The sequence below is a fragment of the Rathayibacter sp. AY1F2 genome, assembly GCF_002930885.1.
Classification (GTDB): domain Bacteria; phylum Actinomycetota; class Actinomycetes; order Actinomycetales; family Microbacteriaceae; genus Rathayibacter.
Genome location: NZ_PSVG01000009.1, coordinates 74,164 through 90,713, shown reverse-complemented (window position 1 = coordinate 90,713; position 16,550 = coordinate 74,164). Strand labels below are relative to the sequence as shown.

Here is a 16,550-nt window from a genome sequence, read left to right as displayed (position 1 = left end):
TCTGTGGAGGGCGCCGGGCGCGAGGCTCGCGGGCCCCGCTCCGGAGGCACCGCCTCCGCGACTAGGTCGACAGCAGGCGAGCCCCGTGGACCGGGCCGGACACCCGCACGGCGCTCAGCCGCGCGGAGCTCAGCTCGCGCTGCAGGTCGGCCGCCGCATCGGCGTCCGGAGCGAGGAACGCGACGGTCGGGCCGGACCCCGAGACGAGGCCGCCGAGCGCCCCGCGGCCCTCGCCGAGCTCGAGGATGCGGGCGAGCCCGGGCTGCAGGTGCAGCGCCGGCGCCTGGAGGTCGTTGTGCATCGCGTCGGCGAGCATGGCGGCGTCGCCGGCGCGGAGGGCCTGCAGCACGTTGGGATCGATGGCGGGGGTCGCCGAGATCGGGCGGAAGTCGTGCAGGTGGCGCTCGCGGTGCCGGTCGAGCTCGCTGTAGACCTCGGGGGTCGACAGGCCCTCCTCCGAGAGGACCAGCACCCACTCGAAGCGGCCCTTGGCGAGCGCCGGGCTCAGCTCGTCGCCTCGGCCGACTCCGATCGCGGTGCCGCCGGTGAAGGAGAAGGGGACGTCGGCGCCGAGGCTCGCGGCGATGCCGAGCAGCTGCTCCCTCGTGCACGCCGTGCCCCAGAGCGCGTCGCAGGCGAGCAGGGTCGCGGCCGCGTCGGCCGAGCCGCCGCCCATGCCGCCGGCGATGGGGACGTTCTTCTCGATCTCGAGGTGCACGCCGCCGAGGTAGCCGGTCGCCCGGGCGAGCGCCCGAGCCGCCTTGATCGCGAGGTTGGAGCCGTCGACGGCCAGGCGGGAGGTGTCGATCGAGCCCGAGAAGGAGACCGAGAAGTCGGCCGCCTCCTCCGCGAACACGTCCTCGTAGAGGGAGAGCGACTGGAACGCGGTGGCCAGCTCGTGGTACCCGTCGTCGCGCACGGCGCCGACCTTGAGGAACACGTTGATCTTGCCTGGCGCCCGCGCGTGGACCCGGTTCGACGTCGCGCGGTGGGCCATGCATCCACGCTACAGGGTGGCGGAGGCGCCCTCGTCCGCACCCGGGGCGGGCTCCCCGTCGCCGTCCGCGTCGTCCCCGTCGGTCTCCGCCAGCGACCCGTCGGGCAACGCCGCGCCGCGCACGGGGACCCGCGCCGGATCGAGCTCGCGGCCCAGGCGGACGAAAGCGGCGACGTCCAGCTCCTCGCCGCGCGCGGTCTGCGGGACGCCGGCCCGCTCGAGCGCGACGATCGCCGCGGCGCTGTCGCCGAAGAGGGTCGCGAGCGACTGGCGGAGCATCTTCCTCCGCTGCGCGAACGCCGCGTCGACGACCGCGAAGACGGCGCGGCGCAGGGTCTCGTCGCCCGGCTCCTCGCCGCGGTCGAACGCGACGAGCACGCTGTCGACGTTCGGCACCGGCCAGAAGATCTGACGCGAGACCGCGCCGCCCGTCGTCCAGGAGCCGAACCACGCCGCCTTGACGCTCGGGCCGCCGTAGACCTTGGAGCCGGGACCGGCGGCGAGCCGGTGCCCGACCTCGGACTGCACCATCACCACTCCGGACCGGATGCTGGCGAAGTGCTCGAGGAAGTGCAGGAGGACCGGCACCGAGATGTTGTACGGGAGGTTGGCGACGAGCCGGACCGGATCCCCCGGCAGGTCGAGCACCTTCATCGCGTCGGCGTGCACGACCGCGAGATCGGCGCCCGGCGCCATCAGCTCGACGGTGCGCGGCAGCTGCTCGGCGAGGCGCCCGTCGATCTCGACGGCCACGACCTGCGCGCCCGCCTCGAGCAGGCCGAGGGTCAGCGATCCGAGGCCGGGGCCGATCTCGACGACGGTCTCCCCCGGGCGCACCCGAGCGAGCTTGACGATGCGGCGAACCGTGTTGGCGTCGTGCACGAAGTTCTGGCCGAGCTTCTTGGTCGGCGTGACGTCGAGGAGGCCCGCGAGGTCGCGGATCTCGGCCGGGCCCAGCAGGCGCGGGATCGCAGCGCCCGTCGGCTCGGCGGCGTGGCGGCCGCTCATGCGAGGGGTCCGACCGGCTCCGTCGGCTCGGAGCCGACCTCGCCGCCCCACTCGCCGTACACGGCCTCCGTGTTCGACGCGATCGTCGCGGCGAGGTGGCCGACGCCGGTCTCGAGGGTCGCGGCCATCGAGCGCAGGGTGTGCGGGAGGAGGTAGGGCGCGTTCGGGCGGCCGCGGAAGGGCGACGGAGTGAGGTACGGCGCGTCGGTCTCGACCAGGATGAGGTGCCGCGGAGTCGCGACGAGCGCCTCCCGCAGCAGCTCGGCGTTCTTGAACGTCACGGTGCCGGCGAAGGAGAGGTACCAGCCCTCGTCCGTGCACATCCGCGCCATCTCCGCGTCCCCGGAGAAGCAGTGGAAGACGGTGCGCTCGGGGGCGCCGACGCGGCGCAGGGTCTCGATGACCTCGCGGTGCGCGTCGCGGTCGTGGATCTGCAGCGCGAGGTCGTGCTCCTTCGCGATGCGGATGTGCTCCTCGAAGGAGCGGAACTGCGCGGCGCGGCCGCTCTCGCCGGTGCGGAAGAAGTCGAGCCCGGTCTCGCCGATGGCGCGCACCCGCGGCTGCTCCGCCAGCTCGGCGATCACGGCGAGGGCGGCGTCGAGCTCGCCGCGCTGCTCCAGCTCGGGCGCCTCGTTGGGGTGGATCGCGACGGCGGCCAGCATCCGCGGCTCACTCGCCGCCTGCTCGGCCGACCAGCGGCTCGTCTCGACGTCGGTGCCGACCTGGACGACGCCGCGGACCCCGACGGTGGAGGCCCGGTCGAGCTGCTCGCGGTGGTCGAGCGGCTCGAGGCCGTCGGCGATCTCGAGGTGCGTGTGGTTGTCGTAGACGGGGACGACGAGCGCCTCGGGCAGCGGCGGGTACGTCAGGTCGCGGCCGGACGAGGCCTCGCGGGAGCGGACGTGCTGGCTGTCGGTCATGCGCTCCAGGCTACCGGGAGGGCTCGCGGGGGTCGGAGTCCCGGGCGGACGAGGGCCGAGAGCGGCCGCCGAGGCGCCCTGAGCGGATCGGGTCAGCACCCGATCGGATCGGGACAGCCCGCCTCCCGCGCCGCCGGGAGGCTGGAGCCATGACAGACACCGAGCTCCTCGCCCCTTCCGCATCCGGCTCCCTCGCCGGACGCCACGCCCTCGTCACCGGATCCTCGAGCGGGATCGGCGCGGCCATCGCCCGCCGCCTCGCCGGGGCCGGCGCTCACGTCCTCGTGCACGGACGCGACCCCGAGCGGGTCGGGTCCGTCGTCCGCGGCATCCGCGCCGACGGGGGCACCGCCTCCGCGCTCGTCGCCGACCTCGCGGGCACGCCGGAGGAGACCCGCGCCGTCGCCGCCCGGGCGCTGACCCTCCTCGACGGGCGGATCGACGTCCTCGTCAACAACGCCGGAGTGTTCCCGGTGGGGCCGACCGCCGACCTCAGCGACGCCGACGTCGAGTCCCTCCTCACCACGAACATCCGCGTGCCGCACCAGCTCGTCGCGGCCATCGCCCCGGCCATGGCCGATCACGGGAGCGGAGTGGTCGTCAACATCACCTCGTGGATGGGACGGGTGGGAACGCCGGGGACCGCGCTCTACCCCGCGACCAAGGCGGCGCTGGAGCACCTCACGCGGGCGTGGGCGGCCGAGTACGGCCCGAGCGGCGTGCGCGTGGTCGCCGTCGCGCCCGGCGCGACTCTCACGCCCGGCAACGAGCACGCCGCGGCGATCCTGGAGCAGATGACCGCGTCCGCCCCCGCCGGCCGGCCCGGACGTCCGGACGAGATCGCCCTGGCCGTGCGCTGGCTCGTCTCGGACGAGGCCTCGTACGTCCACGGCACGACGCTCGACGTCGACGGAGGCATCGTCGGCGCCCGCGTCTGACGCCGCGGCACGCGCCGCTCGGAGTCCCCGCGACAGCGCCCGCCGCTCAGTGGATCTGGACGAGCGGCCCGGGGTGGAGCGCGGCGTCGGCCGCGGGGGTCGTCTCGTAGGCGCGGCGGTAGTCGCGCCCGAAGTGCGACGCGCTCGCGTAGCCGACCGCGGCCGCGGCCTGCGCGGCGGTGTCGCCCCGGACCAGGAGCAGCCTCCTGGCCTCCCCGAGGCGGAGCCGCCGCAGGTAGCCCAGCGGCGACATCCCGGTCAGCTCGCGGAAGCGGCGGGTGAGTGTGGGCACGCTGGTGCCCGCCTCCGCGGCGAGCGCGCCGAGGGTCCATCCGCGCGACAGCGACGCGCTCATCGCCTCGACCGCGCGGGAGACGGCCTCCGAGCGGACGGTGCTGGACGCGGCCAGCAGCCGGGGCGCCTGGTCCGTCTGCAGCAGCCGCAGCACGAGCTCGCGCGTGATCGCGTGGGCGAGCACCGGGATGTCGGCGGGGGCGTCGAGCAGACGGAAGAGTCGGCGCAGCGAGTCGGCCATCTCCTCCGTGACCGTGCCGATCCGCGGGGCGGGAGCCCGCGGGGCCGTCCGGGGGGCGAGCGCCGCGATCTCGGCCACCACGAGCGGGTCGAGACGCCAGTTGGCCGACAGGAAGTCGCCGCGGTCGCCGGTCTCCACGACGGCCGCGACCACCGGCAGATCGACGGGGGTGATCAGGAAGCGGCCGGCGCCCCACCGCTCGTCGGAGTCGCCGACCACCGAGCGCTTCCGGCCGGCCAGCACCAGGCTGAGGGTCGGCGGGAACCGGGTGTAGACGAGCTCGGTCGGAGCGGTCACCCGGTGCAGGCGCAGGGCGAGCGCGGCGGCGCGCTCGGGGTGCCCGACGTGGCGCCGGGTGAGCTCGGCCGCCTGCTCGAGAGCGTCGAGCACCTCGCGCGTCATCAGCGCCCCGCCGTCCACGGAGCGGAGGGCCGCTCGCACCCGGCCCCCCGCGTTCGGATCACGGCCGTCGGGCACTCCCCTGCGGATCCTCCGCCGGCGAGTCCGCACCGCTCGGCTGCTCGGTCCACGGGTCGAGGCGCGGCCGTCAGGACGCGGGAGCCTCGATGCGCGGGAAGAGCGCGGCGAGCGTGCCGACGGTGGTGCCGACGGGGAGGACTCCCCACCGGCCCGCCTCGCGGATCGGCTGCGCGGTGAGGGCGCCCAGCGACTCCGTCACGCCGAGCGCCTCCCAGAGGGACCCCGTCGCGCGCGGCACGACCGGCGAGAGCAGCACGGCCAGGGCGCGGAGCCCCTCCGTCGCGGTGTAGAGCACCGTGCCGAGGCGCTCGCGCTCCTCGCGCTTGGCGAGTGCCCACGGCTCCTGCTCGGTGATGTAGCCGTTGAGCTCCTCGACGATGCTCCACACGGCGGTGATCGCGTCGTGGATCGCGAGCGCGTCGATCGACCGGTCGGCCGACGCGGCGGCCTCGGCGACGATGCGCTGCACGCGCTCCTCCGCCTCGGTCGGCTCCCCCGGCGCGGGCACGACGCCGTCGTAGTAGCGGTGCAGCATCGCGACGACCCGCGAGGCGAGGTTGCCGAAGCCGTTCGCGAGCTCGGACTGGTAGCGCGCAGACAGGTCCTCCCACGAGAACGAGCCGTCCTGGCCGAAGGTGATGGCCCGGAGGAAGTAGTAGCGGAAGGCGTCGGAGCCGAAGGTGTCGGTGATCTGCTCGGGCGCGATGCCGGTGAGCTTCGACTTCGACATCTTCTCGCCGCCGACCAGCAGCCAGCCGTGGCCGAACACCTGCCGGGGGACCTCGAGGCCCGCGGCCATGAGCATGGCGGGCCAGATCACCGCGTGGAAGCGCAGGATGTCCTTGCCGACGATGTGGGTCGCGGGCCAGCGGCGCTCGAACTCCGCCTCGTCCTGACCGTAGCCGACCGCGGTGATGTAGTTGAGCAGCGCGTCGAACCAGACGTAGACCACGTGCGAGTCGTCCCACGGGACCTTCACGCCCCAGTCGAAGCTGGAGCGGGAGATCGACAGGTCGGCCAGGCCCTGGCGGACGAAGCTCACGACCTCGTTGCGCGCCGACTCGGGCTGGACGAAGTCGGGACGCTCCTCGTAGAGCGCGAGCAGCCGCTCGGTGTACTCGCTCATCTTGAAGAAGTAGTTCTTCTCCTTCAGCAGCTCGACCGGCTTCGAGTGGATCTTGCAGACGTACTGGCCGGCGTAGTCGCCGGTGCCCTCCTCGAGGTCGGACAGCTGCTTGTACTCCTCGCAGCCCACGCAGTAGTAGCCCTCGTACTCGCCGGTGTAGATCGCGTCCTCGTCGTACAGCTTCTGCAGGAACTTCTGGACGTTGACCTCGTGCCGCGCGTCCGTGGTGCGGATGAAGTCGTCGTTGGCGATGTCGATGGTCTCGAGCAGCGGCTGCCAGGCGGTCCTCACGAGGCGGTCGGCCCACTCCTGGGGGGTCGTGCCGTTGGCGGTGGCGGTGCGGAGGATCTTCTGGCCGTGCTCGTCGGTGCCGGTCAGCAGCCAGGTGTCGTCGCCCGCCTGGCGGTGCCAGCGGGTGAGCACGTCGGCGGCGACCTCGGTGTACGCGTGCCCGATGTGCGGGACGTCGTTCACGTAGAAGATCGGGGTCGTGAGGTAGAAGGAGGCGCCGTCGGACATGGCGACCATCCTATTCACCGCGCGGCACCGCTCCCGGCGTGTGACGGACGCTGTGGACGACCGGCCGCGATCGCCGCCGGGGAGGGAGCCTCAGCCGCGGCGGGAGGCGAGCGCCGCCTCGTAGAGGGCGCGGCGGGAGAGCCCGGTGATCTCGGCGACCTCGGCCGACGCCTCCTTGAGCCGCGATCCGGCCTCGACGCGGGCCAGCACGTCGGCCAGCGCGTCCTCGAGCGACGCCTCCCGCGCGGGGGCTCCCTCGACGACCAGGCAGATCTCGCCGCGCAGGCCGTCGGCGGCCCACTCGGCCAGCTCGGCCGCCGTGCCGCGCCGGACCTCCTCGAACATCTTGGTGAGCTCGCGGCAGACGACGACGCGCCGCTCCGGGCCCATCGCCTCGACTAGGTCGGCGAGCGCGTCGCCGATCCGGTGCGGGGACTCGAAGAAGACCATGGTGCGCCGCTCGTCGACGAGCGCCCGGAAGGTCGAGACCCGCTCGCCGTGCCGGCGGGGCAGGAACCCCTCGAAGCTGAAGCGGTCCGTCGGGAGCCCGGACACGGCGAGCGCCATGAGCACCGCCGAGGGACCGGGCAGCGCGGTGACCGCGACTCCCGCCGCCACCGCCGCCTCGACCAGGTGGTAGCCCGGGTCCGAGACCGTGGGCATGCCAGCATCGCTCAGCACGAGCAGGTCCTCCTCGCGGGCCAGCTCCACCAGCTCGGCGGCGCGCTCGCGCTCGTTGTGGTCGTGCAGGGCGTAGAGGGCGGGCCGGTTCTCGACGCCCAGGGCGCGCATCAGCTGGATGGTCACGCGCGTGTCCTCGGCGGCGACGTGGCGGGCGGAGCCCAGCGCCTCCACGAGCCGGCGGGAGGCGTCGCCGAGGTTTCCGATGGGAGTGCCGGCGAGGATGATCATGCCGCCAGTCTCCCAGGCCGGGTCCGGGGCCTCCCGCCGCGGATCGCCGCCGTCCCGGGAGGAGGCGCCCCGTTAGCATGGCCGGGTGACGGACCGACCGCAGCGCGACTTCGACGACCTGCTCCTGGACGCGGCGGGATCGGCGCGCTCGGTCCCGGTGGAGCCCGCCGAGGCGTCCGCACCGCGCGAGCGCACCCCGCTCCCGGACGTGCCGCGCGGCTCCCGGTTCGACGACCTGCACACCCGGCTCGTCGCCTCCCCCGCGCGCCGCCGGCTGTACGAGCTCGGACTGCCGCTGCTGGTGGTCGCCCTGGCCGCGGTGCTGCGGCTGTGGAACCTCGGCCACCCGCGCTCGCTCGTGTTCGACGAGACCTTCTACGTGAAGGACGCCTGGACCCTCTGGAACCTCGGGTTCGAGGGCGCCTGGCCCGAGAACCCGGACCCCGGCTTCGCGGCCGGCGACGTGGACACCTTCACGGGGGCGCCGTCCTTCGTGGTGCATCCGCCGCTGGGCAAGTGGATCATCGGGCTCGGGATGGGCGTGTTCGGCGCGGACGACAGCGTCGGCTGGCGCGTCGCGACCGCCGTCGTGGGGATCCTCGCCGTCGCGCTGGTGATCGTGATCGGCCGCCTCCTGTTCCGCTCCACCCTCCTCTCCTCCTTCGCGGGGCTGATGCTCGCGCTCGACGGCCACGCGATCGTGATGTCGCGGGTGTCGCTCCTGGACGGGATCCTGATGTTCGTCGCGCTCTGCGGGGTCGCGGCGGTGCTGTTGGACCGGCGCTGGGCCGACCTGCAGCTGGCGCGGAAGGTGGCGGCGGGAGCGCTGCCGAGCTGGGGGCCGGTCCTGTGGTGGCGGCCCTGGCTGCTCGCGGCCGGCGTGCTCTTCGGCCTGGCCGCGGGCGTGAAGTGGACGGGCGTCTACTTCCTCGCGGCGTACGGCGTGTACGCGGTGGTCGTCGACGCGCTGATGCGGCGCCGCGCGGGCGTGCCGTTCTGGGGCAGCGGCGCGATCCTCAAGCAGGGTCCGGTCACCTTCCTCCTGGTCGTGCCGATCGCCCTGATCGCCTACCTCGTCACCTGGACGGGCTGGCTGCGCACCTCCGGCGGATGGGCCCGGCAGTGGGCGTCGGAGGCCCCCGGCAACGCCTGGACCGGGGCTCTGGCGTGGGTGCCGGACTGGGCGCAGAGCCTCTGGCACTACCACGTGCAGATGTACGACTACTCGATCAACCTGCGGGCCTCGCACCCCTACGAGGCGAACCCGCTCACCTGGCTGCTCATGCTCCGACCGACCAGCATGTACTTCGTCGACCAGGCGACGGGCGTCGACGGCTGCACCGCAGCACGCTGCGACGAGGCGATCACCTCGGTCGCCAATCCGCTCATCTGGTACGCCGGGGTCCTGGCGCTGGTGTACCTCCTCTACCGGCTCGCGCGGTACCGGGAGTGGCGCGCCGGCTTCGTGCTGATGGGGATCGTCGCGGGCTACCTGCCGTGGCTCCTCTACCTCGACCGCACGGTGTTCCAGTTCTACTGCGTCGTCTTCGAGCCCTACATGATGCTGGCGCTGGCGCTGACGGCCGGGATCGTGATCGGGAGTCCGGGCGACGAGCGGAGGCGGCGCACCCGGGGCGTCCTCGTGGTGCTCGTCTTCGCAGTGGCGGCGGCCGCGCTGACGGCCTACTTCCTGCCGCTCTGGATCGGCGCGCAGACGTCCTTCACCTTCTGGCAGGCCCACATGTGGCTGCCCTCGTGGGTATGATCCGGCGGCTGGGCCCGGGAGTCGCGGCCTGCGCCGTCGCGGCGGTGATCGCGGCCCTGCTGCACGCGACGGTGCCGGCAGTGCCGATGCTGACCGCGGCGGTCGCGCTCGGGATCCTCGTGGCGCAGCTGCCCGCGGCGCGCCCCCTGCTGAGCGGGGCGCTGGCGCCGGGCCTGAAGTTCTCGTCCCGCTCGCTGATGCGCGCCGGCATCGTCCTGCTCGGGCTGAAGCTCTCTCTGATCGACATCGCTGCGCTGGGCTGGGGCGCGATCCTGGTCGTCGTCGGGATCGTCCTGGCCACCTTCGGCCTGACCTGGGCGCTGGGCCGGGCGCTCCGGCTGCCCGGGCAGGAGCCGCTGCTGCTCGCGGCGGGCTTCTCGATCTGCGGGGCCTCGGCGATCGGCGCGATGGCCGGAGCGACCCGGGCGAAGGAGCAGGAGCAGGCGACGCCGGTCGCGCTGGTGACGCTCTGCGGCACGCTCGCGATCGCAGTGCTCCCCGCCCTGCAGCAGCCGCTCGGGCTCTCCGACGTGCAGTTCGGGCACTGGGTCGGCGCCTCGGTCCACGACGTGGGCCAGGTCGTGGCGACGGCCCAGGTGGCCGGAGCGTCGGCGCTGGCCGTGGCGGTCGTGGTGAAGCTCACCCGAGTGGTCATGCTGGCGCCGATGGTCGCGGTGGCGGCGGCGGTCACGAGGCGCCGAGGCGGGACCGGCGGGACGCGCCCGGCGATCGTGCCGCTGTTCGTGGTCGGGTTCCTCGCCGCGGTGCTGCTGCGCACGCTCCTCCCCCTGCCGGAGGGACTGCTCGCCGCCGCCGACACCGCGCAGACCTGGCTCCTCGCCGCGGCCCTCTTCGCGCTCGGCAGCGCCGTCCGGGTGCGCGCGCTCGTGACGACGGGGTGGCGTGCTCTCCTCGTCGCCCTGGTGTCGTGGGCGGCGATCGCGGCGATGGGACTGGCCGCGGTGCAGCTGGCGCTCTGATCGGCGCTCCGATCCGCTCGACCGCTCTGTCGCGCACGGTCGCTCTGCACTGCGGGACCGCTCTGTTACGCGATGCGTCGCTCCGGCGCGGCGGTGTCGGCGGCTCCCGCTAGCGTCGATCGCATGGCAGATCGTGAGTACGGCTTCAAGACGCGTGCGATCCACGCGGGCAACATCCCCGACGCGGTGACGGGCGCCCGCGCTCTGCCGATCTACCAGACCAGCGCCTTCGTCTTCGACGACACCTCCGACGCCGCGGCCCGCTTCGCGCTGCAGAAGTACGGCAACGTCTACTCGCGCCTGTCGAACCCCACGGTCGCCTCCTTCGAGGAGCGCGTCGCGAGCCTCGAGGGCGGCCTCGGCGCCGTCGCCACGGCCTCCGGGCTCTCGGCGCAGTTCATCACCTTCGCGGCGCTCGTCGGCGCGGGCGACCACGTGGTGTCCTCCGCCAACCTCTACGGCGGATCGATCACCCAGCTCGACGTCACGCTCCGCCGTTTCGGAGTGGACACCACCTTCGTCCGCTCGAGCGACCCGGCCGACTACGCGGCGGCGATCACCGAGAAGACCAAGGTGCTCTACGCCGAGACGATCGCGAACCCCTCCGGCGAGATCGCCGACATCGAGGGCCTCGCCGCGGTCGCGCACGCCGCCGGCATCCCGCTGATCATCGACTCCACGGTCGCCACGCCCTACCTCGTCCGCCCGATCGAGTGGGGCGCCGACATCGTCATCCACTCGGCCACCAAGTTCCTCGGCGGACACGGCACCACGCTCGGCGGCGTCGTCGTCGAGTCGGGGCGCTTCCACTACTCCCCCGAGAAGTTCCCGCTGCTGCACGACCCGGTGGCCTCCTACGGGGACCTGTCGTGGGACGGCAACTTCGGGGAGTACGGCTTCCTCACGCGCCTGCGCGCGGAGCAGCTGCGCGACATCGGGCCGGTCCTCGCTCCGCACTCCGCGTTCCTGCTCGCCCAGGGCGTCGAGACGCTGCCGTACCGGATCCAGGCGCACGTCGACAACGCGCGCCGCGTCGCCGAATGGCTCGACGCCGACCCCCGGATCGAGGCCGTCTACTGGGCCGGGCTCCCCGCGCACCCGCACCACGACCGCGCGCAGAAGTACCTGCCGAAGGGACCGGGCTCGGTCTTCAGCTTCGTGGTCAAGGGCGGCCGCGCCGTCGGCCAGACCTTCATCGAATCGGTCGACCTCGCCAGCCACCTCGCCAACATCGGCGACGCGAAGACGCTGGTGATCCACCCCGCCTCGACCACCCACGCCCAGCTCACCGAGGACCAGCTCCTCCATGCGGGCGTCCTCCCCGGACTCGTCCGCCTCTCCGTCGGCATCGAGGACGCGGACGACATCATCTACGATCTCGACCAGGCGCTCGCCCGCGCGGTCGAGGAGCACGGCACCCCCGACGCTCCGACCGCGCTCCCCGAGGACACGACCACCACCCTGCACACCCCGGCCGTGGAGGTCTGAGCATGAGCACCACCGACACCGCCGACACGGTCGTCCAGCTGTCCAACGGGCTGAGCTGCTCGGTCCCGGCGAACTCGCCGCTGGCGAAGATGCTGCGCTCGCAGCGCACCTGGGTGGGCCCCGACGCCCGCAGGCGACTCGACATCCTCCGCCGCGCGAAGACCGTGGCGATCGTCGGCGCCTCGCCGAACCCGGCCCGCTCCTCCTACTTCGTCGCCACCTACCTGCAGCAGTCGAGCGACTACGAGCTCTACTTCGTGAACCCGAACGCCACCGAGATCCTGGGGCAGCCGGTCTACCGCAGTCTCGCCGAGCTCCCGGTCGTGCCCGACATCGTCGACGTGTTCCGCAAGGCGAGCGACATCCCCGCCGTGATCGACGACGTCCTCGCCGTCGGCGCGCCCACGGTCTGGGTGCAGCTGGGGATCTGGAACCAGGAGGCGGCCGAGTACGGCGAGTCGAAGGGCCTGACCGTCGTGATGGACCGCTGCATCAAGGTCGAGCACGCCCGCTTCCACGGCGGCCTGCACCTGCTCGGCTTCGACACCGGCCAGATCTCGGCGCGCAAGACGCTGCGCTGACCCGCCGCAGACCCTCGTCGACGCCGGATCTCCGTGGCTCTTCGTCGCGGGCGCGGCTCGGGCGGCGCACTCCGCCGGCCCCGGCGTAGTCTCGGTGGATGAGCGCCTACGTCTCCGTCCTCGACCTGTTCAGCGTGGGGATCGGCCCGTCCAGCTCGCACACCGTCGGACCGATGCGCGCCGCCCTCGCCCTCGCCGAGCGGATCCGCGCCGCCGGGCTCCTCGGCCGCGTGAGCCGGGTGGGATGCACCCTCTACGGCTCGCTCGGCTCCACCGGGATCGGCCACGGCACCCCCGACGCGGTGGTCGCCGGTCTCGCCGGCCTGGACCCCGAGACGTGCGACCCGGCGCTGGTGCGCGGGGCCTGGCAGCGCCTCGACGCGGAGGGGACGATCCTGCTGGCCGGCGAGCAGCGCCTCGCGATGACGCGCGACGACGTCGTCTTCGAGCCGCGCACGAGGCTGCCGGAGCACCCGAACGCCCTCACCTTCAGCGTCTGGGTCGGCGACGACGCGCTGCCGGTGTGGGAGGAGACCTACTACTCGATCGGCGGCGGCTTCATCCGGCGCGCGGGCGAGCGCGCCGAGCTGGCTGCGCTGGCCCCGCACCCCTACCCCTTCGTCTCCGGGCTCGACCTGCTGGCGACCTGCGACCGGACCCGCTCCGGCATCGCCGAGATCGCCGCCGCGAACGAGCGCGCTCTGCACCCCGGGGTCGACATCGACGCCCGCCTCGACGCGATCTGGGACGCCATGGCCGCCTGCGTCGAGCACGGCCTGGCGACCGACGGCGTGCTGCCGGGCGGCCTGGGCGTCCGCCGCCGCGCCTCGGTGCTGCGCGAGCGCCTCGAGGCCTTCGCGGAGGACCCTCTCGACCGCGCCCGCGCGACCTCGGTGGAGTGGCTCCACGCCTTCGCCCTCGCGGTGAACGAGGAGAACGCCGCGGGCGGGCGCGTCGTGACGGCTCCGACGAACGGAGCGGCGGGCATCATCCCCGCCGTCGGGCACTACTACCTCCGCTTCGTCCCGGGCGCCGACCGCGCGGGGCTGCGCCGCTTCCTCCTCACCGCCACCGCGATCGGCTCGCTCTGCAAGACGAACGCCTCGATCTCCGGTGCGGAGGCCGGCTGCCAGGGCGAGGTCGGCTCGGCCTGCGCGATGGCCGCCGGAGCGCTCTGCGCGGTGCTCGGCGGCACTCCGCGCCAGGTCGAGAACGCGGCCGAGATCGCGATGGAGCACCACCTCGGACTGACCTGCGACCCGGTCGACGGCCTCGTGCAGATCCCGTGCATCGAGCGGAACGCGATCGCCTCCTCCACCGCCGTGAGCGCAGCCCGCCTCGCCCTGCACGGCGACGGCGACCACCGCGTCTCGCTCGACGCGGTCATCGAGACGATGCGCCAGACCGGCATCGACATGTCGTCGAAGTACAAGGAGACGAGCGAGGGCGGCCTCGCGGTCAACGTCATCGAGTGCTGAGCGCCCGTGGCGTCCGTGACCGTGCGTGACGCACGGGGGCGCACATGTCGGCGGTCGCGCCTAGCGTGGGGCGGGTGAGCACCTCCTCCGTCCCGTACCTCGCCCGGCCGATCGTCTCGACCCAGTGGCTCGCCGACCAGCTCGGCCGCGAGCACCTCGTCGTCGTCGACGCCAGCGTGCTGCTCGTGCCCGGCTTCGACGGGCGGCCCGGCTACCTCAGCGGCGACGAGCAGTACCTCCTCGAGGGGCATGTCCCCGGCGCCGTGTTCGGCGACCTGCTCGAGCAGCTGTCGGATCCGGCGGCTCCCCTGCCCTTCACCCGGCTCGACCCGGAGCGCTTCGCCGCCGCGACCGCCGCGCTCGGCATCGACGACGACTCGGTGGTCGTCGTGTACGACTCCGCGGTCGGCCAGTGGGCCTCGCGCCTGTGGTGGCTGCTGCGCTCGGCCGGGCACGACGCCGTCGCGGTGCTCGACGGCGGGCTCCCGGCCTGGCGGCGGGAGGAGCGCCCGATCGAGACGGGGCATGTCGAGCCCGCCGTGAGCGGTGGCATCAGCGTGCGCGAGGAGCGGCCGCTCTGGATCGACAAGGCCGGCGTCGAGAGCGTCGTGCGCGGCGAGGCTCCCGGGGCGCTGGTCTGCGCGGTCCCGCCGAAGGAGTTCACCGGGGAGGAGGGGCGCCGACCCCGCCTCGGACACCTGCCGGGCTCGCGGAGCGTCCCCGCCGGGAGGCTCGTCGACCGCGCCGACAACACGCTCCTGCCGCCGGAGCGGCTGCGGTCGCTGTTCGGAGACGCTCTCCAGGCCGAGCGGATCGTCCTCTACTGCGGGGGCGGGATCGCCGCGACGGCCGATGCACTCGCACTGGCGGTGCTCGGAGTCCACACGGCGGTCGTCTACGACGGCTCGCTCAACGAGTGGGCCGCCGACCCCGCGGCGCCACTGGTGGTCACGGCCGCGTGAGCAGCTCCTCCGGGAGGCGGGTCGTCGGAAGGGCGCAGACGAAGGCCTCGCAGGAGTAGGCGGTCGGCAGCCCCTCCCGCGAGATCCGCCCCTCGAACAGCTCGAAGCCCGCGTCCGCCCAGTCCCGGGCGCCCTCGTCGGACACGCCGACCAGCACGCCGATCCCGGCGGACCGCGCGCCCTGCACCGCCTCCGCCGCGCCGGGGCCCACGACGACCAGCTGCCGCACCGGGCGAGCCAGCCGCGAAGCGAGCCCGAGCACGGCGCCGAAGCCCATCGGCTGCCGGACCGCGCCCGGAGCGATCGAGGCGACGACCGCCTCGGCCGCCTCCCGGTAGCGCTGCGATCCGGTGAGCAGGTACAGCTCGTGCGCCGCGTCCGCCGTCGCCGACAGGCCGGAGGGGTAGGCGCCCTCGGAGGGATCGGCCGCGAGCAGGAGTCCCCGCGCGGTCAGCGCCGGGTCCCCTCCCCCGGGCAGCGCGAACGGCAGCGGGCCGTCGGCCGCGTCGAGCGCGCCGTCGATCACGGTGCGCGCCGCGACCGCGTAGCGCGGGCGGCCCTCCGCCAGGGCGAGCTCGAGGAGCCCGCCGGCCAGCATCCCGAGGTCCTCCAGCGCCGGGCGGGCCGCGGAGACGGCACCGTCGAGGGAGGCGCGCACCGCGACGCGGCCGTCGACGAGGTGCCGCTGCAGCACCGCGTCCGCCGCGCGCCGGGCGGCGTCGATCCACTCCTCCCGTCCGAGCACGCGTCCGGCGCGGGCGAGCGCGCGGATCGCCAGGCCGTTCCAGCCGGTGACGACCTTCTCGTCGAGAGCGGGAGGCGCGAGGCGGGACCGGTCCTCGGCGAGGTAGTAGCCGCCCTCCGAGCGCTGACCGTCGACGATGCTCTCCGAGTCCTGCGCCGACGCGAAGCCGCCGCCCGGCCTCTCGAGAGTGGTCAGGAGGAACGCGGCGACGCCCTCCGCGATCCCGGTCAGATCCTCCACCCGGGCGCCGTCGTGCCCGAGCAGGACGGCAGCGACGTCGAGCAGCTGCGCGTTGTCGTACAGCATCCGCTCGTAGTGCGGATCGCTCCAGTCGGCCTGCGTCGCGTAGCGGAAGAAGCCCCCGTCGCGGTCGCGGAGAGGGGACGCGGCCAGCGCGAGCAGCGTGCGCTCGGCGAGCGCCGCTCCCGAGGGCCGCGAGGCCAGGAACCCGAGCACAGGGGCGACCGGGAACTTCGGGGCGCCGCCGAAGCCGCCGTGCACCCGGTCCTCCTCGTCCGCGAGTGCGCGGACGGCGCCGTCGAGCTCGGCGTCGCCGGGCAGTGCGGCATCGGCGGGCAGCGCCGCGGTCGCCTCGCGCAGGGCCGCGGCGAGGCCGCCCGCCGTCGCCTGCACCTCGTCGCGCCGCAGCCGCCACGCCTCCGAGACCGCGTCGAGGACGTCGGAGAAGGCGGGCACGCCGCCGACGGCGCGCGGCGGGAAGTAGGTGCCGGCGAAGAAGGTCTCGCCGGCGGGGGTGGCGAAGGCCGTCAGCGGCCAGCCGAGCTGCCGGGTGAACGCGCTCGCGGCCGTCAGGTAGGCCGTGTCGACGTCCGGGTGCTCCTCGCGGTCGACCTTCACCGCGACGAAGTCCGCGTTCAGCCGCGCGGCGAGCACCGGATCCGAGAACGACTCCCGCGCCATCACGTGGCACCAGTGGCAGGTGGAGTAGCCGATGGACACCATCACCGGGACGTCGCGGCGCACCGCCTCGGCGAACGCCTCCTCGCCCCAGGGGAACCAGTCGACCGGATTATCCGCGTGCGAGCGGAGGTAGGGGCTGACACTGGAGCGCAGACGATCGGCCATGCGCTCCACGCTAGACGCGGGCGGAGCCTG

At 73.9% G+C, this 16,550-nt stretch carries 14 protein-coding genes; 7 read left to right on the top strand and 7 right to left on the bottom strand.

Annotated elements, in window-relative coordinates; genetic code table 11:
* Nucleotides 1-61: 61 nt before the first annotated feature.
* Genes C5C54_RS09240 through C5C54_RS09230 form a run of 3 tightly spaced genes read right to left on the bottom strand, consistent with a single transcriptional unit; the run spans nt 62 to nt 2,925 of the window.
* Nucleotides 62-997, bottom strand: coding sequence for a 4-(cytidine 5'-diphospho)-2-C-methyl-D-erythritol kinase (locus C5C54_RS09240; RefSeq protein WP_104288212.1), 936 nt, complete (start codon nt 995-997; stop codon nt 62-64).
* 9 nt (nt 998-1,006) lie between these two features.
* The gene (rsmA, locus tag C5C54_RS09235; RefSeq protein ID WP_181069148.1) at nt 1,007-2,005 is read right to left on the bottom strand and encodes a 16S rRNA (adenine(1518)-N(6)/adenine(1519)-N(6))-dimethyltransferase RsmA; all 999 of its coding nucleotides are present in this window, start codon (nt 2,003-2,005) and stop codon (nt 1,007-1,009) included.
* Nucleotides 2,002-2,925: a TatD family hydrolase gene (locus tag C5C54_RS09230; RefSeq protein WP_104288211.1), complete on the bottom strand. Its 924-nt coding sequence runs from the start codon at nt 2,923-2,925 to the stop codon at nt 2,002-2,004. Before C5C54_RS09230 ends, rsmA begins: the two co-directional genes overlap by 4 nt.
* 149 nt (nt 2,926-3,074) lie before the next feature.
* Between C5C54_RS09230 and C5C54_RS09225 the strand changes: the two genes are divergently transcribed.
* On the top strand, nt 3,075-3,863 hold the full coding sequence (locus C5C54_RS09225) for an SDR family NAD(P)-dependent oxidoreductase (protein WP_104288210.1): 789 nt from the start codon (nt 3,075-3,077) through the stop codon (nt 3,861-3,863).
* Between the two features lie 46 nt (nt 3,864-3,909).
* Here the strand turns inward: C5C54_RS09225 and C5C54_RS09220 are convergent, their stop codons facing one another.
* The 3 genes from C5C54_RS09220 to rsmI form a co-directional block, all read right to left on the bottom strand.
* Complete coding sequence (locus C5C54_RS09220) at nt 3,910-4,875, bottom strand: AraC family transcriptional regulator (RefSeq protein ID WP_258063283.1); 966 nt, start codon at nt 4,873-4,875, stop codon at nt 3,910-3,912.
* Nucleotides 4,876-4,945: 70 nt separating this feature from the next.
* Nucleotides 4,946-6,523, bottom strand: a complete 1,578-nt coding sequence (gene metG / locus C5C54_RS09215; RefSeq protein WP_104288209.1) for a methionine--tRNA ligase — start codon at nt 6,521-6,523, stop codon at nt 4,946-4,948.
* A gap of 90 nt (nt 6,524-6,613) precedes the next feature.
* Nucleotides 6,614-7,435, bottom strand: coding sequence for a 16S rRNA (cytidine(1402)-2'-O)-methyltransferase (gene rsmI / locus C5C54_RS09210; RefSeq protein ID WP_104226923.1), 822 nt, complete (start codon nt 7,433-7,435; stop codon nt 6,614-6,616).
* 85 nt (nt 7,436-7,520) lie between these two features.
* On the opposite strand from rsmI, the gene C5C54_RS09205 reads away from it, so the two are divergent.
* The 6 genes from C5C54_RS09205 to C5C54_RS09180 all read left to right on the top strand — a co-directional run bounded on the left by C5C54_RS09205 (nt 7,521) and on the right by C5C54_RS09180 (nt 14,689).
* Nucleotides 7,521-9,200: a dolichyl-phosphate-mannose--protein mannosyltransferase gene (locus C5C54_RS09205; protein ID WP_258063282.1), complete on the top strand. Its 1,680-nt coding sequence runs from the start codon at nt 7,521-7,523 to the stop codon at nt 9,198-9,200.
* A complete protein-coding gene (locus tag C5C54_RS09200) occupies nt 9,197-10,180 on the top strand; it encodes a YeiH family protein (protein WP_104226922.1) in 984 nt (327 codons plus the stop codon). The genes C5C54_RS09205 and C5C54_RS09200 overlap by 4 nt, the downstream gene beginning before the upstream one ends.
* Nucleotides 10,181-10,303: 123 nt before the next feature.
* Nucleotides 10,304-11,668: an O-acetylhomoserine aminocarboxypropyltransferase/cysteine synthase family protein gene (locus C5C54_RS09195; protein WP_104260321.1), complete on the top strand. Its 1,365-nt coding sequence runs from the start codon at nt 10,304-10,306 to the stop codon at nt 11,666-11,668.
* A gap of 2 nt (nt 11,669-11,670) precedes the next feature.
* Nucleotides 11,671-12,249, top strand: a complete 579-nt coding sequence (locus tag C5C54_RS09190; protein WP_104237688.1) for a CoA-binding protein — start codon at nt 11,671-11,673, stop codon at nt 12,247-12,249.
* A 98-nt stretch (nt 12,250-12,347) separates the two neighbouring features.
* Nucleotides 12,348-13,727: an L-serine ammonia-lyase gene (locus tag C5C54_RS09185; RefSeq protein ID WP_104288208.1), complete on the top strand. Its 1,380-nt coding sequence runs from the start codon at nt 12,348-12,350 to the stop codon at nt 13,725-13,727.
* A 74-nt stretch (nt 13,728-13,801) separates the two neighbouring features.
* Nucleotides 13,802-14,689, top strand: a complete 888-nt coding sequence (locus C5C54_RS09180; protein WP_181069150.1) for a sulfurtransferase — start codon at nt 13,802-13,804, stop codon at nt 14,687-14,689.
* Here C5C54_RS09180 and C5C54_RS09175 read toward each other — a convergent pair.
* Entirely contained in the window at nt 14,676-16,520 is a 1,845-nt protein-coding gene (locus C5C54_RS09175; RefSeq protein ID WP_104288206.1) for a thioredoxin domain-containing protein, read from the bottom strand. The two genes, C5C54_RS09180 and C5C54_RS09175, sit on opposite strands and share 14 nt — an antisense overlap.
* Nucleotides 16,521-16,550: the final 30 nt, after the last annotated feature.

Excerpts from the sequence above, each read along its gene's own strand:
- C5C54_RS09225 (WP_104288210.1), top strand. The coding sequence starts at position 3,075 with ATGACAGACACCGAGCTCCTCGCCCCTTCCGCATCCGGCTCCCTCGCC.
- C5C54_RS09200 (WP_104226922.1), top strand. The coding sequence starts at position 9,197 with ATGATCCGGCGGCTGGGCCCGGGAGTCGCGGCCTGCGCCGTCGCGGCG.
- rsmI (WP_104226923.1), bottom strand. The coding sequence starts at position 7,435 with ATGATCATCCTCGCCGGCACTCCCATCGGAAACCTCGGCGACGCCTCC.
- C5C54_RS09195 (WP_104260321.1), top strand. The coding sequence starts at position 10,304 with ATGGCAGATCGTGAGTACGGCTTCAAGACGCGTGCGATCCACGCGGGC.
- metG (WP_104288209.1), bottom strand. The coding sequence starts at position 6,523 with ATGTCCGACGGCGCCTCCTTCTACCTCACGACCCCGATCTTCTACGTG.
- C5C54_RS09190 (WP_104237688.1), top strand. The coding sequence starts at position 11,671 with ATGAGCACCACCGACACCGCCGACACGGTCGTCCAGCTGTCCAACGGG.
- C5C54_RS09240 (WP_104288212.1), bottom strand. The coding sequence starts at position 997 with ATGGCCCACCGCGCGACGTCGAACCGGGTCCACGCGCGGGCGCCAGGC.
- C5C54_RS09175 (WP_104288206.1), bottom strand. The coding sequence starts at position 16,520 with ATGGCCGATCGTCTGCGCTCCAGTGTCAGCCCCTACCTCCGCTCGCAC.
- rsmA (WP_181069148.1), bottom strand. The coding sequence starts at position 2,005 with ATGAGCGGCCGCCACGCCGCCGAGCCGACGGGCGCTGCGATCCCGCGC.
- C5C54_RS09230 (WP_104288211.1), bottom strand. The coding sequence starts at position 2,925 with ATGACCGACAGCCAGCACGTCCGCTCCCGCGAGGCCTCGTCCGGCCGC.
- C5C54_RS09185 (WP_104288208.1), top strand. The coding sequence starts at position 12,348 with ATGAGCGCCTACGTCTCCGTCCTCGACCTGTTCAGCGTGGGGATCGGC.